This window comes from Psychrobacter sp. DM4, from assembly GCF_051307035.1.
Taxonomy (GTDB): Bacteria; Pseudomonadota; Gammaproteobacteria; order Pseudomonadales; family Moraxellaceae; genus Psychrobacter.
The window spans coordinates 21,256-36,980 of the sequence record NZ_CP195536.1 but is presented as its reverse complement, the minus strand read 5'-3'; the positions used below and the strand labels follow the sequence as shown (position 1 = coordinate 36,980).

Below are 15,725 nucleotides of genomic sequence, written 5' to 3'. Positions count from 1 at the left end.
AAAATTGGTTTTGACTACGGCTAACGGTATGATGAACTATACCCTTTGTCTCACTTTCATAAGACTATAATATGTATATATACAACGCACCGAAATCCTTTAAACCCAGTGCATTTAAGCCGCCATTCTGGCTAACCAATCCGCATCTGCAAAGTATCTTACCCAAGTTCTTTGCACCCAAAACCCCAGTTTACCGCCGCGTTATCAAACCAGATTCGTTATGCGAGACGGACATCGCTTATGATTTTTATGACGCTCATCCAATCGACAACCCAGATAACGCCTTAGAGCAGACGCCATTGATCGTTCTATTTCATGGTATGGAGGGCAGTAGCGATAGCCATTATGCGCGAGCTCTCGCCTATCAGATGCATGCTCAAGGCTGGCACTTCGTCGTCGCCCACTTCCGTAGTTGCGGCGGTATACCTGCGAGAGGTCGCGTCTTTTATAACGCCGGCGACACCGAAGAGGTGCATCATATGTTGCAAAATTTGCGTGAAGAGTTTGCCAATATCTACGCGGTTGGGGTGTCTCTAGGCGGTAACGCGCTAGCAAAGTATCTAGGTGAATATGGCGACCAAGCCCTATGCAAAGGCGCCGCCGTTGTCTCAGCACCTGTCGATATGTCGTCCGCCGCGCTCAGTATGCATAGCTTTTTGAGTCATCGCATTTATACCCCGTATCTGCTCAACCCCATTATCAAAAAAGCGCTAGCAAATGATATCAGTGAGGAGGAAATCGCCTCTATCAAAGCCGTCAACAAGATTAGCGATTTTGATAATATCTTTACCGCGCCGCGTCATGGCTACCGCTCCAAAAACGACTATTACCACTCTTCCTCAGCGCTACCTTATTTGATCGATGTCACACGTCCTCTACTCCTCGTCAGCGCCAAAGACGATCCCTTTATCGGCTTTACCGCGACCCAAGGCGATGTCTCAGATAAGGTCACTATCATCGAGACCGATCACGGCGGCCACATTGGCTATTTGCGTTATCGCTCAGACAAAGGTCAGTCCAAGGGCAAACTAGCAGATACCCATTCAGAAACTGGCGACAAGACTAAAACATCAAGATTCGACATCAACTGGATACCTGAAACGGTCAGCGCTTATTTTATTGCTATTGGCGTGCCTGCTACTCAAACGCCTGACTCTGAGACGTTAGCACCTCAATAAATAACAGCTCTGCTTTTTAAATTTTGAGACTACCCTATGTATCCTTATATACGCTATACCAAGTCTATCGTTGACGCTATTATCAATAATAAAAAAGGCCAACCCTTAGCGTTTGACCACGTTAGCGAAGTTACCGTGCGTTGCAGCTTTACTGACATTGATCCTATGTTTGAGATGAATAACGGTCGGGTGTTGACCGTCTATGATATCGGGCGTACCGACTTTATCATTCGGACTGGGCTTGCCAAGCAGCTACTCAAAAATCGTTGGGGCATGGTGGTAGCTGGCAGCACCATTCAGTACCGTAAGCGTATTCGACTGTTCGATAAAGTCACGATAAAGACGCAGCTGGTCGGTATGGATGAGCGCTGGTTATATCTTGAGCATTCGATGTGGGTCAAAGGCAAACCGTGCTCCTCTGTCCTACTACGTACAGGCGTGACAGAAAAAGGCAGAGTCATTGAGATGGCAAGAGTGCTATCAGCTTTGGGTTTGTCAGCTTGGGACACGCCCACTGAGCCTTGGATCCAAGACTGGATAGATAGTGATAAAGCGCATCGCTGGCCGCCAATGGGTGAGATGGTTTAAAGGTTTTTGACTGTTCGCTATGCTTAAAATTTGTCGTAGGCTGGGTTTTTAACCCAGCCTTTTGATTTTGCCGAGTTTTAAAGCTCGTTTGAAAACTCGGCGTATTCTAAAAGAGCTGGATAGCTCAAAGCAGAGTTACTTATTTATAAGTCTTTAGAAACCCTTAGAACTACTATTCTATAACAATACATTATATAAAAAAATATAATAAATGCTAGGATAGAGAGGAGTAAGTTACTCAACAAACTATAAAACAAGGATAATAATATGGCTAAGCAAACAGATTATGTCGGTACGCTATTTGATAATAGTGACTCAAACCCAAGCAAAATCACCCTCGCTTTTACTATGGCAGGCGTCGCGCTCAAACAAGGTCACTCGGCAACCGTCATCTTGATGGTAGACGCCGTGCACCTAGCCCTACCAAATGCGCTGGATAACGTCGATATTGGCGATCCCTTTGAACCTGCGGGCGAGCTGCTAGAAGCCTTTATCGAAAAAGGTGGTCAAGTCTTGGTCTGCGGCGCGTGCATGAAACACAATGGCGTGGCAGAGTCAGATATTGACAAGCGCTTCGCTGTCATTAGCGGTGATGATGTGGTTAAGTTACTCATGAGTGCGAAGGGATCTTTGCAGTTGAATTAAGGGGATCATCACTTAACAATAACTCCATCATCAAAATAGTAGCCAAAAAAAGAAACATCAGACCCGCTGATGTTTCTTTTTTAATTAAGGCAAATCTAAATAATTACTTTTTTAACCCTTCACGAAACCTATTATAATCCTCGGCCGTCTCATCCACCGCCTCTATCATCGGCACGTGACCAACCTCTGGCATCATAATGACTTGCGCTTGCGGGATAATCTGCTTCATCACGATAGCAGTTTCAGGCTTAATCACTCGATCTTCCTCACCCCAAACCACTAGCGTTGGAATATTGTATTTAGCGATAACTTTGGCGCGCTCTTCTACGCTGTCCGTGACAATTTGCCCAAGGATTTTGGCATCCAATTCTCTATTGTTGATGCGTTCTTGTGCCAATACCGCTTGTACTGATTTTGGGACGTAAGGCGGCTTATACATCACAAAGTCGTACATCTTATAAAAATCTTCTTTGCTCTTTATCAGCAGTGGATTGCTCTCAAGCGTCGCACCTTCAAAAGATCTTGCCATACCTGCTGAATAAAATCCGCCGCTATCTATTAACCATAAACTATCGACATCCTGCGGGTATTTGGCAGCGTAAGCCACACTGATCGCACCGCCCATTGAGTTGCCACCGATATGAATATTGGAGGTCATACCTTTAGCTTGGAGTAGCTCATGTAAGCGCGTGGCCTGTGCCTCAGAGCGATAGTCGGCGCTCATAGGCTTACTCGATTCACCGAAACCGAGCAAATCGGGAATAATGAGATGATAGTTTTCCAGATTTTTAGCGATACGGGTAAAGTTATCTTTATTACCGCCGAATCCATGAATGAGTAGCAAAGGCTCACCCGTTAGATTGGCGTTTTCGCTATATACTAGCTTTTCACCTGAGGATAAAGTAAAAGACTTGACCTCAAGGTCTGACTTGTTGCGCTCATATTGTACGAGCTTTTGTGTCGTGTTTATCGCCAGTGTATTCGGCGTAGTCGTACACCCTATTACCGAAAGACTAAATAGCGCGGCTAGACTTAAGCGTTTTAGTAGCATTGGATATTCCTGAAAGTTAATTTTGACTATGAGTTTAACGATAAACTCATGTGCCGGGTTTTTAATTAATAACTTTGTAGTCAAAAATTTTATTCATCTGCGCTTAGTAAATAAAAATACCACTGACTCGGTGACCTTTGTATTTGAGAGGATGTGAGCATTGTCATTGGTAATAAACATTTTATCCAGTACGTTTTAAGTCATAGCTAGGTTGATTGAAATTTAACGAATGTAGAGATTAACAATAACCAATTTACCCAGCACTCTAGAGGATATATGATAACCCGCTATCATAAAAATGTGTAGGATCAAAAGTCTATGTCAAATCCTAACCCGCTTAGACTCCGCACGCGACGCAAATATTATCGACTGATCTTTACCTGTCTTATGGCACTGATGATGTCGCTGATTATTTCAGCTGCGCTAATATTAGTAAAAGCAGGTTATAGCGAGCACTTCTTTGCTGATTTGCTAGCTTCGTGGGGACTGGCATTTGTCTTTGCATGGCCGAGCGCCTATGTTTGCGCTTATCTGGTGCAGGAGCATGTGCTAAGCCGCATCGAGTTTTACTGAACACTTATCAATAATACTATTACGCTCACAACATGAGGTAACGAAAGTAGCATTGCGATAAGGCTATCTGACTTGTTACTGTAAATGCTCAAAAACATAAAGGATAGGTCTCATTTATCTCCGCTCGTTTAAAAGCATTTGTTGAGAGACACCTGATAAACAGCACTTATCCAAAACCATTATTTACTAATAAAAAAGGATTTATTATGCGTAGCGCAACTTATAACGAATTTGGCAAACCCACTGAAGTCCTAAGCCTAGGTGATCGACCTATCCCAGAGCCCAAAGCCAACGAGGTTCGTGTCAAAACCACCCTCGCCTCTATCCACAACCATGACCTATTAACCATTCGCGGCAAATATGGCTTTAAGCCTGAGTTGCCAGCCATCGCAGGTTCCGAGGCAGTCGGCGTCATCGATGCGGTCGGTGATGAGGTCAAAGACCTAAAGGTCGGTCAGCGTGTCGCGGCGGCAAGTGTACAAGCCACTTGGGCAGAGTATTTCGTTGCCTCTGAGGACATGGTATTTGTGATCCCTGAAAGCTTGGATGATGAGATGGCCGCGCAATTGGTCGCTATGCCGCTAAGCGCGCTCATGCTATTAGAATTCTTAGACGTTGAGAGCGGTCAATGGGTCATTCATAACGCCGCTAATGGCGCGGTCGGTAAATCACTTGCGATGCTAGCAGCAGCGCGCGGCGTCAACACCATTAATGTGGTACGTAGCAAGGAAGCGGTAGAGGAGTTAGAAGCTGTCGGCGCAAAAAACAATATCAATACAGATGATGAGGACTGGAAAGCGCAAGTCAAAACTCTGCTCGGTGACGACAAAATCAGCGCGGCAGTTGATTCGGTCGGTGGTCAAGACAGCGGCGATTTATTGTCACTCCTCGGTCATGGCGGCACCTTTGCCGTCTTTGGCGCAATGTCAGGCAAGCCTATGCAGCTTAATCCTACTGATGTCATCTTTAAACAAGCCACGCTAAAAGGCTTTTGGGGTAGCAAGCTCAGCCAAGAGATGAGTGTGGACAACAAACAACGCCTAGTTGATGAGCTAGTCGAGCGCGCGGTAGATGGCAAGCTCAAACTGCCAGTAGAGGCGACTTTTGATTTGGCGGACATTACCAAAGCGGTCGATGGTAAGTTGCAATCAGGTAAGAACGGTAAGGTGCTGTTGAAACCATAAGCTGTATTTACTACACTTAAATATCATCTATTTATAGCAGTGTTCCTTATAAGAGCACTGCTTTTTTGTGCGAACTTCTAAATAATTACTGTACAAGTAGCACTGGTCAATAAAGCGTTATGCTTAACCTCGACTACTTTACAATTCTAAGCCAGTCACAACGTTCCTTAACTAAAGTTAGCTTGAGAACCCTTAGCTTGAATTGTTAAGGTTAATGCTTAGTTATTAATCACCATTTAAGACTCAAAAAAATAAAAAGGAAATCCTATGCGTATCGCAACTTATAACGAATTTGGCAAACCTTCAGACGTCCTTAATATTACTGACAGCCCTACTCCAGAGCCAAAGGATAACGAAGTCCGTATCAAGACGATTTTATCCTCTATTCATAATCATGACATCGTCACTATCAAAGGCGAATACGGCAATAAACCTGAGTTGCCTGCCGCTGGTGGTAGTGAGGCGGTAGGGGAAATCGATGCTCTTGGCAAAGACGTAAAAGGCTTTGAGAAAGGTCAACGCGTTGTCGTATCAGGCATACAAGGCACGTGGGCGGAGTATTTTATCGCGCCTGCTCAAAGTCTCATTCCGATACCAGATACTATCGACGATGAAATGGCAGCACAATTAATTGCTATGCCGATGAGTGCGTTACTGCTTATTGAGTTCTTAAATATTGAACCCGGTCAATGGATCATCCAAAACGCGGCTAATGGCGCAGTTGGCGAGTCCATGGCGATGCTCGCTCCACAGCGTAACATCAATACGATTAACTTGGTGCGCAGCAAAGAATCAGAACAAGAGCTTATCGATCTAGGCATCACCGAAAACAACGTCGTCACCGATCATGAGGACTGGAAAGAGCAAGTACAAAAAATCGTTGGCAATGCTTCAATCAAGGGCGCTGTCGATGCCGTAGGTGGTAAACCTGGTGGCGAGCTTTTATCCTTATTAGGTAAATATGGCGCGATGGCGTCTTTGGGTTCTGTGTCGGGCGACCCTTTGATGATTAATCCTAGCAATCTAATCTTTAATTTAACGAAGATAAAGGGTTTTTGGGCGAGCGATCTGATGCAAGAGATCAGCGAAGATAACAAACAGCGCTTAGTCAAAGAGCTGATTGAAAATGCGGCAAGTGGCAAATTCAAACTCCCTACTGGCGGCATCTATAAGCTAGATGATATTCAAACGGCGGTCTCTGAAAAAGTGCAATCAGAGAAAAAAGGTAAAATATTGATTAAGCCTTAAGATATTTGCATAAAACAAAACTACTAAAAAAGGAATAATACTATGTCTAATGACAAAACCTTTAAAGCCTTAGTGGTCCACGAGGCCAGCGACGGTAAGTTTAAAAAAAGCATTCAACAGCGTAATGTTAGCGATTTACCTGAGAATGATTTGTTAATCGAAGTGCATTATTCATCTCTAAATTTCAAAGATGCCATGTCAGCATCGGGCAATAAGAGAATCACTAGAAACTATCCGCACACTCCTGGTATCGATGCCGCTGGTATCGTCATCAATGACAAGTCTGGCACGTTTTCCGAGGGTCAAGAGGTCGTGGTATTCGGTTATGACTTGGGTATGGATACGGATGGCGGCTTAAGCCAAATGATTGCTATCCCTGCCGATTGGGCGGTAGCCTGTCCAGAATCTTTAACACTAAAAGAAGCCATGATCTATGGTACGGGCGGTCTCACTGCAGCGTTAAGCGTGCAAAAGCTGGAAAAAATGGGCGCAGAACCTAAAGACGGACCAGTCGCCGTCACGGGTGCAACGGGCGGTGTCGGTAGTATCAGCATCGCGATTTTAAGTCAGCTTGGCTATGAGGTTATCGCCTTCTCTGGTAAGCCTGAGCAAAGCGACTATCTAAAAGAGCTGGGCGCTACTGAAGTCCGTCATCGTGATAGCATCAATGAAGTCGGTAGTCGACCTGTCGGTCGCGAGCTGTGGGCCAACGCTATCGATACGATTGGTGGCGATTATCTAGCCAATCTGCTTAAGCAAACCAAATCGGGCGGTGCGGTGACCTCTTGCGGGTTGGCGGGCGGCGCTGAGTTTACGATGACGGTATTGCCGTTTATCACTCGCGCGGTGTCCCTACTCGGTATCGATTCGGTCTATATTCCACTGGACGATAAAAAAGCCATTTGGCAACGTGTTTCAACCGATATGAAACTGCCTAATCTAGAAAGTTATGCTGAAGAGATTACGCTTGAGCAGACGCCTGAGTACTTAGATCGCTTTATGGCGAGTAAGACGGTTGGGCGTTATGTGGTAAATGTTCGGGGTTAGGGTTTTGGTTTGGAAGAATCTATTTACAAACAAAAACACCTACTAAAGTAGTAGGTGTTTTTTATCGTCATATGAACTACTTCAACTCTTGAACTCCAACTGATTTTAAATAGTTCCAAGTATCGTCGTAGTATTCTTTCGGTCTTGTATGATCAAGAGTACTTCCTTCAGGCACAAAAATAATCATACCTTGTCTAGCCCTAGTAAGTAGAACACGATAAGTATTTTTTAAATACTCCTTAGCTATATCTTGGCCAATTACTTGCCATTTAGTGCCTTTAAAATTTAGATACTGCCAACTATCGTTTTTTATATGAAAATTACCACCCCAAGCAACGCATGCCCAATCAATTTCTAAACCTTGAATATCAAACTCGGTCGCTACCTCTTCTAAAAAGTAAGATGAACGAATATCCCTACTATCATTTAAAAACCAACTAGGTGCTGAGATTGTGTTTTTAACATCTATACCTAAAGGTCTTAACCTTTTAGCGCCAGACGAACTAATCAACCCAATTCTCTCGCTTCCTTTTGCTTGATTTCGTAGCCAGTTTTTAGCAGTGTCAATGTCTCTTGTGATAAAAATAGGGTAGTCTATTTTAATCTGCGCATAAACACTTTTAGCAACCTCTCCATTCAGATCTAAAAGTTCGTGAATAAAGTAAGCTAGCTTCTCAGACCGAAATGATCTAACTGATACAGCTAGATGTAGTTCAGGTTTACTATGGCCTTTCTCTATCAACCAATTTTTTGCGCTTTTAGATTTGATATAATTATCGCTATCAATAATTAAGTTTGAGTAGTGGACATCCCAATTTGGGAAGCTATTTTTTAGTGAGTTTACCCATTCCTCTAATCCAGCTTCTCCAGTGTTAATCTCTTGTCCACCCCCAATCAAACAAACAATGGTGCACCAGTCAGGGTGTCTGTTCATAACCTTAATCAAAAACTCAGGTTCTGACATATTAAAGTTTTCAATGCCTTTTTTTCTCTTCATAAAAGAGTTTGCTTGCGCTTTAGTCCAAGCTCTTTGTGCTTCATCAAATACGACAACCTTCTCAGTTGGAGCATTATCAGACTTTAAATTATCATCTCTGAAGTGATGAATGTTTTGTATAAAGGCATTTGCCTTTATAGCAGCTTGCTTCTTGGTAAGCTTGTCCCCTGTCTGCTTAGATATATCTACAGAGTCTCTCGTTAAAGCCTCTCGCAATACATCAACCAAAGGACCATTACCAGAGAGAAAAACCGCATGTTCCTCTTCATCAGCCTTCATTCGCTCGACAGCAATATTTAAACCAGCCAAGGTTTTACCAGCACCAGGTACACCTGTAACAAAGCAAATGGATTTCCTTTTATTGCGCTTTGATACCTCAATTATTCGATTGATTTGATCAGTCGTCTTGCCAAGGTTGATAGCGCCTGAGTCTGATCGTGTGATTTCTTTAACATTATGACCTTTATATAGAGCCTGAGCGGCTTCAACAATCGTCGGAGTAGGCTTGTAGATTGAATTTTGCCAACGTGCTACATCGATAGCTAGAGTATCTCCATCTATAAACTTATTAAGTGTTTGGGCTAAATCGAATTGATTTGTTTTGGCAACATCTTGATGATTGATAATGGTTGTATGATCACTTGTAGTTGGAGAGATCTTAGCTTCTGTGACAACCAAAATAGGTACTAATTTAGCATGATGACTACCCTCATGAAAATTCCTTAAATCAATGGTGTAATCAATAGTCTGTTCTACAGCATGTTTTGAATAACCTCCATCGCCAACCTTGAACTCAATGACAAATATGACATTATTTATGATAATTATATTGTCTACTCGTTTACCCATCCTAGGTATGGTAAATTCAAAATAGATTTGTCCTTTAAATAAGGCGAGCTGGTCTTTTAGAACTTTGATTTGTTTTCGCCACGCATTGATCTGTAATTCTTCAAGTGTTCTATTGCTATGATTTGCTGTTAATCGACCTAGAATACCCTCTTCGGACTCCAATAAAAAATCTTGAATTGAGTTTGAGTAGTATGCACGTTGCATAAAGCTTCCTTATTTTAGTTACTTTCCAAGTTTAATAATGCATATAAAAAAAGAACGTAACCATAAAAGCTACGTTCTTTATTTTTTAGCCATTATCTAATGTAAAACCCCTACTCCCACTCAATCGTCGCAGGCGGCTTGCTCGACACATCATAAGTCACGCGTGACACTTCAGCGATTTCATTCATAATGCGATTCGATACCGTCTCGATTAGCTCATACGGCAGATGCGCAAAGCGAGCGGTCATAAAGTCTACGGTCTCAACGGCACGTAGCGCAATCACCCACGCATAGCGGCGACCGTCACCGACCACGCCGACCGATTTGATCGGTTGGAATACGGCAAAGGCTTGCGCAGTCTTGTCATACCAGCCTGACTTCTCTAACTCTGCCATAAATATCGCGTCGGCTTGACGCAGAATATCCGCAAATTCTTTGGTGACTTCGCCCAGGATACGCACGCCCAAACCTGGACCTGGGAACGGATGACGATAGATCATTTTAGCTGGTAGGCCTAAGGTAATACCAAGCTTACGCACTTCATCTTTAAACAAATCACGTAATGGCTCAATCAGCTTAAATGCTAAGTCATCTGGCAGACCGCCAACATTATGATGGCTTTTGATCACGTGCGCTTTGCCTTGGTGCGACTTCGCTGATTCAATCACGTCGGGATAAATCGTACCTTGCGCTAGGAACTCAACCACTTTGCCATCGCTTTGCTCGCTGACTTGACGGGCGCTATCAGCGAAGACATCGATAAAGGTTTTGCCGATGATTTTACGTTTGGCTTCGGGATCGGACTCGCCCGCTAAGGCATTTAAAAACAGATCTTCGGCATCGACACGGATGACTTTGACACCCATGTTTTCTGCGAAAATTTGCATCACTTGATCGCCTTCGTGCAAGCGCAGCAGACCATTATCGACGAACACGCAAGTGAGCTGATCGCCAATCGCCTTGTGCAAGAGCGCCGCGACTACCGAGCTATCGACGCCGCCTGAGAGACCCAGCAGGACTTGCTTATCGCCGATTTGTTCTTTGAGCTGCGCGATACGCATATCAGCGATATTGTCTGGTGTCCAATCGCCCGCGCACTCGCAAATCTGATGGACAAAACGACTAAGCAACGCCTCACCTTGTAAGGTATGGGTCACTTCAGGATGGAACTGGAGACCATAATAATGACGCGACTCATTCGCCATAATCGCAATCGGGCAGCTTGTCGTACTAGCGATAATCTCGAAGCCTTTGGGCGCTTCAACGACTTTATCGCCATGACTCATCCAAACGTTTAGCTTGGCTGACTTCCCTTCCGTGCTGCTGTCTTCGATACCGTCGGTTAAGGCTGAATGACCATTAACGTCTATCGTTGCTGCACCAAACTCATGGATATCGCTCGCGTGAACTTGCCCGCCAAAACGCTCCGCCATCGCCTGCATACCGTAGCAGATGCCGAGTACGGGCACGCCTAGCTCAAACACCGCCTCATTAATACGCGGGCTATTCTCTGCGTGCACGCTCTCAGGACCGCCCGATAGAATGATGCCTTTTGCGCCAAAATCAATAATGCGTTGAGTATCGATATCAAAGGGTAGCATCTCACAGAATACGCCTGAATCACGCACACGGCGAGCGATGAGCTGGCTGTATTGCGAGCCAAAATCGAGGATAAGAATGCGATCTTCTTTGATAGTAGGAGTGGCAGCGCGTGACGTAGTGGCAGTGGTCATAAAGAGATGTCCATCAATAGATAAAAGTGGTGGTCTATTTTAACAAGTTTAGACAAAGGATTGGCTATTAGATGTTCGATTATTAGTGACTATTGACGCTTACGTGGATTAAATGAGATTAAAAGTGAGCAAATGATAGGCAAATGAAAAATATCGAAGTTAATAATAAGGCAATTAAAAGTCTGATAATTATACTTTCTACGTGATTTAATGAATACACTCATATAGTCACGACTACTATAAGCTTAAACTCAAAATATGAACAACGGAGATAACTAATGAACAAAATACCTAAAACTAAATTTGACCACCCAAAGGATTACATTTTAACCAAGTCCGATATCGACACTATTCCTGAAACCAGACACGTGCATCAGTTCAATGAGCAAGCTATTCGGCACACGGTGTCTCTGAGCGATGTCGTTGGTCTTACGACCTTTGGCTTGCATCTCGTGCGCGTCGAGTCAGGCGATGAGACCACCCAACATCACTATCACGAAGAGTCAGATGAATTCATTTATGTCTTATCAGGCGAGCTGACACTGCGTTATGGCGATGAGAGTTATCAGCTAAATGTTGGAGATTTTGTTGGCTTTCCAGCGCACGGTGCCGCGCATTCTATGCGTAATGATAGTGATAGCGACGCCACCTACCTAATGGGTGGCAGTAGACCACCGATTGATATCACCAATTACCCAGATATCAAACGCAGAATGTACACCATTCATGGCGAAAAAGAGTATGTAGACTTAGCAGACTTAAACCAGCTATAAAATGAGTTATTGATAGCGATGTTATGCATATAAAATTCTATGCGTATAGAATTTTATAAACAATAGTTTTTTGTATTGCGGTAATACAAAATAATTAGTATGGTGTCTTTATCCTTATTTTGATTGAGTAATCTGCGATTAGACCATTTTTATTTCATTAAAAGTTATGGTTTCAGACTCAATCCAAAGTATAACGATTATAATTTGACAGGTATGTCTCTATGCGCAAAATCAAATCCCTTATCCGTAAAAATGACAAACGCACTCCTCTCGCAGTCACTTCTGATAGCAAAAACGCCGACAACACTAGTCAAGATGCTGATATAAAAAGAACTGTCTCTCAAAACAACACCCCTATCGAGCAAACGCGCTGGAACGGCTGGGGAAATGTGAGTATCAATAAAAAAGTCTCGTCACACGGCGCAAAGCTAATTAAATCGCATATCGGCAAAACTAAAAAGCTAACCTCGGTCAGCTTGCAACACGTGCTCAAAACGGTTCCTACATCACGCTTGCCTGCTGAGCTTACCGATTTAGATATGGTCTCAACCGATCAAGAGGTCAGGCTCAGACATGCGCGTGGTCAGAGCTTCCCTGATTGGATCGCGATGCACAGTGGCGACTTTGAAGTCTTTCCTGATGGTGTCGCTTTTCCTGAATCTACTGCTGATGTCGAGCAATTGCTAAAGTTAGCCCAAGAGCACGATCTAATCGTCATTCCGTTTGGTGGTGGTACCTCGGTAGTGGGACATATCAACCCACAAAAAGGAGAGCGTCCTGTTTTAACGGTTGCTATGAGTCAAATGGCGCAGCTTACCCACTTAGATGTTGAGAGCCAAATCGCCACTTTCGGTGCGGGCACGCAAGGCCCTGCGGTCGAAGCACAGCTGGACGAGCAGGGATACCGCTTGGGACATTATCCACAGTCGTGGGAGCTATCAACGCTCGGTGGCTGGATAGCGGCGCGCTCTAGTGGTCAGCAGTCGTTGGGATATGGACGTATCGAGCAGATGTTTGCGGGCGGCACACTCGTCACCCCGCAAGGCGTATTGAACATTGCCGACATTCCTGCGTCAGCCGCAGGGCCTGATCTGCGTGAGATGATGATGGGCACGGAAGGCCGCGCGGGTATCTTTACGACAGTCAAAATGCGCGTGCAGACGCAGCCAGAGGAAGAACTGTTTAAAGTCGCCTTTTTGCCGAGTTGGGAGGCAGGCAAAGCGGTACTCAAACAAGCGGTACAAAGTAATATTCGCCTCTCAATGCTACGCCTAAGTAATGCGGTTGAGACCAATGCGCACCTACACTTAGGCACGTCGCCAAGCCAGTTTTTAGCGATTAGCACGTACCTTAAAGCGCGCGGTCTTAGCTCAGATAAAGTCATGCTTACTTATGGTTTTTCAGGCGATAAAGCGCAGAATAAACTAGCAGTGACTCAGTTCAATAAACTATTAAAGAAAAATGGTAGTGTCACGGGCAAAATCACCAATATCATGGGTAGCGTGTGGGCGCATGGTCGCTTTAAGTTCCCTTATTTGCGCGGTACGCTTTGGGATAAAGGCATCATGGTCGATACCTTTGAGACCGCGACCAACTGGAATCGTATCGACGAGCAGATGGCACAAATGCAAGAGGCGGTAAAAACGGCGCTAGCTGATGAAGGTGAGGAAGTCATGGCCTTTACTCATATCTCCCATGTCTACAAGCAAGGCGCGAGTCTATATACCACTTACTTCTTTCGGGCCGCTAAAGATCATGCGACTACCTTAAAACGCTGGCAAAAAATTAAACATGCGGCTAGCACTAGCCTCGCGAATGGTAAAGCGACGATATCGCATCAGCATGGCGTCGGTCGTGATCACGCCCCCTACCTCGCTGCTGAAAAAGGCGAGCTTGGTCTACAAGTGACTAGAGATATGATTAGGAGCCTAGACCCTGAGCAACTTATGAATCCAGGTGTGTTGCTTGAAGAGTAGCAGACAAATTAATAAGAGTAATTTATGACTCAAAGCACACAGCGCCAGCAAGCCTTAGCGCCCTTATTGAGATCTGAACCTTGGGATATGCTCATTATCGGTGGTGGTATCACTGGTGCGGGAATTGCGCGTGAAGCAGCCAGGCGTGGTCTAGCAGTATTACTGATTGAGCAAAAAGATTTTGCTTGGGGCACCTCCAGCCGCTCTAGCAAAATGGTACATGGCGGCCTGCGCTACATAGCCTCAGGTGATTATAAGACCACTTTACTTAGCGTGCGCGAACGTGAACGTATGCTTAACGAGGCCAGCGGTCTCGTTAACGAGATGCACTACGTCATGCCGCATTATAAAGGCAAGTTTCCACCGCCGTGGATATTTAATACCTTACTTCGTATCTACGATAGGATAGCGGGCAATCGCTATTTTAAGTACTTTAAAAGAGATGCTTTTCTAAGTTTAAATCCTACTATCAAGCAAGATAAGTTTTTGGGCGCCAGTCAGTTTAGCGATGCGGTCACTGATGACTCGCGTCTGGTCATGCGTGTGCTTGATGAAGCGATCAATGATGGCGCGCAGGCGATTAATTATCTAAAAGCTGAGTCATTGATCACCAATGAGCAGGGCTTAGTGGTCGGCGCAAATCTTAAAGATACCTCTTCTGAAGATAGCAATCAGACTTACGATATCCATGCCAAAGTGGTGGTCAGTGCGACTGGCGCTTGGGCGGATACCTTACGTATGCAAGCCAGTAATGAGACCGAGCAAAGCTTCAACAAGCAAATCCGTCCCTCGCGCGGTAGTCACCTAGTCGTCAGTCAAGAGCGCTTACCTACCTCACAAGCCTATACCTTCTTGCATCCTACTGATAAAAGAGCGGTGTTTGTCTTTCCGTGGGAGAACCGCACCGTCCTTGGCACCACTGACTTGGATCACCCGCCACTTGATGACAAAGAAGTCGGCATTACGAGTCAGGAAGTCGATTATCTATTAGCCGCGACCAATGAGCTGTTTGATGATGCCAAGCTCAATCGAGACGATGTCATCAGCACTTGGGCAGGCGTGCGTCCGCTGATTTCAGAAGGCGGCGATGGCAAGCGCGTTAGCCCTAGCAAAGAAAAACGCGATCATAGCGTTTGGCTCGATAACAATCTAGTGACTGTCAGCGGTGGCAAACTCACCACCTTTCGCCTAATAGCTCTCGATGTGCTTGAGAAATGTCAAGAAGTCCTCGACCTCGATAAGTCTACCACTCAAAACCAAGCTATAAATAGCGACCACGTCTTTAGCAAAGTAGCACCTACCCATCCCAAATTCGTCACTTTGCCAAAACCTCTACAACAGCGTTTGCAAGGGTTTTATGGTCTACAGTTAGATAACTTGTTAGCGCTAGCACATGACGATGATCTCACTTACGTTACTGATAGCAATACCATTTGGGCGGAAATTCGCTTTGCTGCGCGCTTTGAGCAGGTCATACACTTAGATGATTTATTATTACGACGTACACGCTTAGGCTTAATCCTACCTAATGGCGCGATGACACCCTTGATTAGGGCTAGACTCAAGCAAATCTGCCACGAGGAACTCGGCTGGGATGAGCAAAAGTGGCAGCAAGAAGTGGATCGCTATACTGAGTTATGGCAGCGTTATTATCACTTGCCTGCGGCTTAATGCTTTTA

Annotated in this window: 13 protein-coding genes; 10 read left to right on the top strand and 3 right to left on the bottom strand. The window is 44.7% G+C overall.

The features are described 5' to 3' along the window. Positions 1-71: 71 nt before the first annotated feature. From ACR64G_RS00130 to ACR64G_RS00120, 3 genes are all read left to right on the top strand, one after another. The gene (locus tag ACR64G_RS00130; protein ID WP_435979558.1) at positions 72-1,178 is read left to right on the top strand and encodes a YheT family hydrolase; all 1,107 of its coding nucleotides are present in this window, start codon (positions 72-74) and stop codon (positions 1,176-1,178) included. A gap of 36 nt (positions 1,179-1,214) precedes the next feature. Further along, positions 1,215-1,766: an acyl-CoA thioesterase gene (locus ACR64G_RS00125; RefSeq protein WP_435979557.1), complete on the top strand. Its 552-nt coding sequence runs from the start codon at positions 1,215-1,217 to the stop codon at positions 1,764-1,766. A 267-nt stretch (positions 1,767-2,033) separates the two neighbouring features. Continuing rightward, positions 2,034-2,411, top strand: coding sequence for a DsrE family protein (locus ACR64G_RS00120; RefSeq protein ID WP_435979556.1), 378 nt, complete (start codon positions 2,034-2,036; stop codon positions 2,409-2,411). Between the two features lie 103 nt (positions 2,412-2,514). On the opposite strand, the gene ACR64G_RS00115 is transcribed toward ACR64G_RS00120, so the two are convergent. Then, the gene (locus ACR64G_RS00115) at positions 2,515-3,462 is read right to left on the bottom strand and encodes an alpha/beta fold hydrolase (protein ID WP_435979555.1); all 948 of its coding nucleotides are present in this window, start codon (positions 3,460-3,462) and stop codon (positions 2,515-2,517) included. Positions 3,463-3,780: 318 nt separating this feature from the next. Between ACR64G_RS00115 and ACR64G_RS00110 the strand changes: the two genes are divergently transcribed. The 4 genes from ACR64G_RS00110 (at position 3,781) to ACR64G_RS00095 (ending at position 7,514) form a co-directional block, all read left to right on the top strand. After that, a complete protein-coding gene (locus tag ACR64G_RS00110) occupies positions 3,781-4,035 on the top strand; it encodes a DUF2798 domain-containing protein (protein ID WP_435979554.1) in 255 nt (84 codons plus the stop codon). Between the two features lie 206 nt (positions 4,036-4,241). Beyond that, positions 4,242-5,219, top strand: a complete 978-nt coding sequence (locus ACR64G_RS00105; RefSeq protein ID WP_435979553.1) for a zinc-binding dehydrogenase — start codon at positions 4,242-4,244, stop codon at positions 5,217-5,219. 267 nt (positions 5,220-5,486) lie between these two features. After that, positions 5,487-6,467, top strand: a complete 981-nt coding sequence (locus tag ACR64G_RS00100; protein WP_435979552.1) for a zinc-binding dehydrogenase — start codon at positions 5,487-5,489, stop codon at positions 6,465-6,467. Positions 6,468-6,509: 42 nt separating this feature from the next. Next, positions 6,510-7,514: an oxidoreductase gene (locus ACR64G_RS00095; protein WP_435979551.1), complete on the top strand. Its 1,005-nt coding sequence runs from the start codon at positions 6,510-6,512 to the stop codon at positions 7,512-7,514. A gap of 76 nt (positions 7,515-7,590) precedes the next feature. On the opposite strand, the gene ACR64G_RS00090 is transcribed toward ACR64G_RS00095, so the two are convergent. Then, entirely contained in the window at positions 7,591-9,564 is a 1,974-nt protein-coding gene (locus ACR64G_RS00090; protein ID WP_435979550.1) for a DUF2075 domain-containing protein, read from the bottom strand. Positions 9,565-9,674: 110 nt separating this feature from the next. Further along, a complete protein-coding gene (gene guaA, locus ACR64G_RS00085; protein WP_435979549.1) occupies positions 9,675-11,297 on the bottom strand; it encodes a glutamine-hydrolyzing GMP synthase in 1,623 nt (540 codons plus the stop codon). Between the two features lie 278 nt (positions 11,298-11,575). Between guaA and ACR64G_RS00080 the strand changes: the two genes are divergently transcribed. From ACR64G_RS00080 to ACR64G_RS00070, 3 genes are all read left to right on the top strand, one after another. Next, positions 11,576-12,070, top strand: coding sequence for a cupin domain-containing protein (locus ACR64G_RS00080; RefSeq protein WP_435979548.1), 495 nt, complete (start codon positions 11,576-11,578; stop codon positions 12,068-12,070). A gap of 221 nt (positions 12,071-12,291) precedes the next feature. Continuing rightward, entirely contained in the window at positions 12,292-14,046 is a 1,755-nt protein-coding gene (locus ACR64G_RS00075; RefSeq protein ID WP_435979547.1) for an FAD-binding oxidoreductase, read from the top strand. Between the two features lie 24 nt (positions 14,047-14,070). After that, positions 14,071-15,717 (top strand): glycerol-3-phosphate dehydrogenase/oxidase, encoded by a 1,647-nt coding sequence (locus tag ACR64G_RS00070; protein ID WP_435979546.1) that lies wholly within the window; start codon positions 14,071-14,073, stop codon positions 15,715-15,717. The last annotated feature ends 8 nt before the right edge of the window (positions 15,718-15,725 follow it).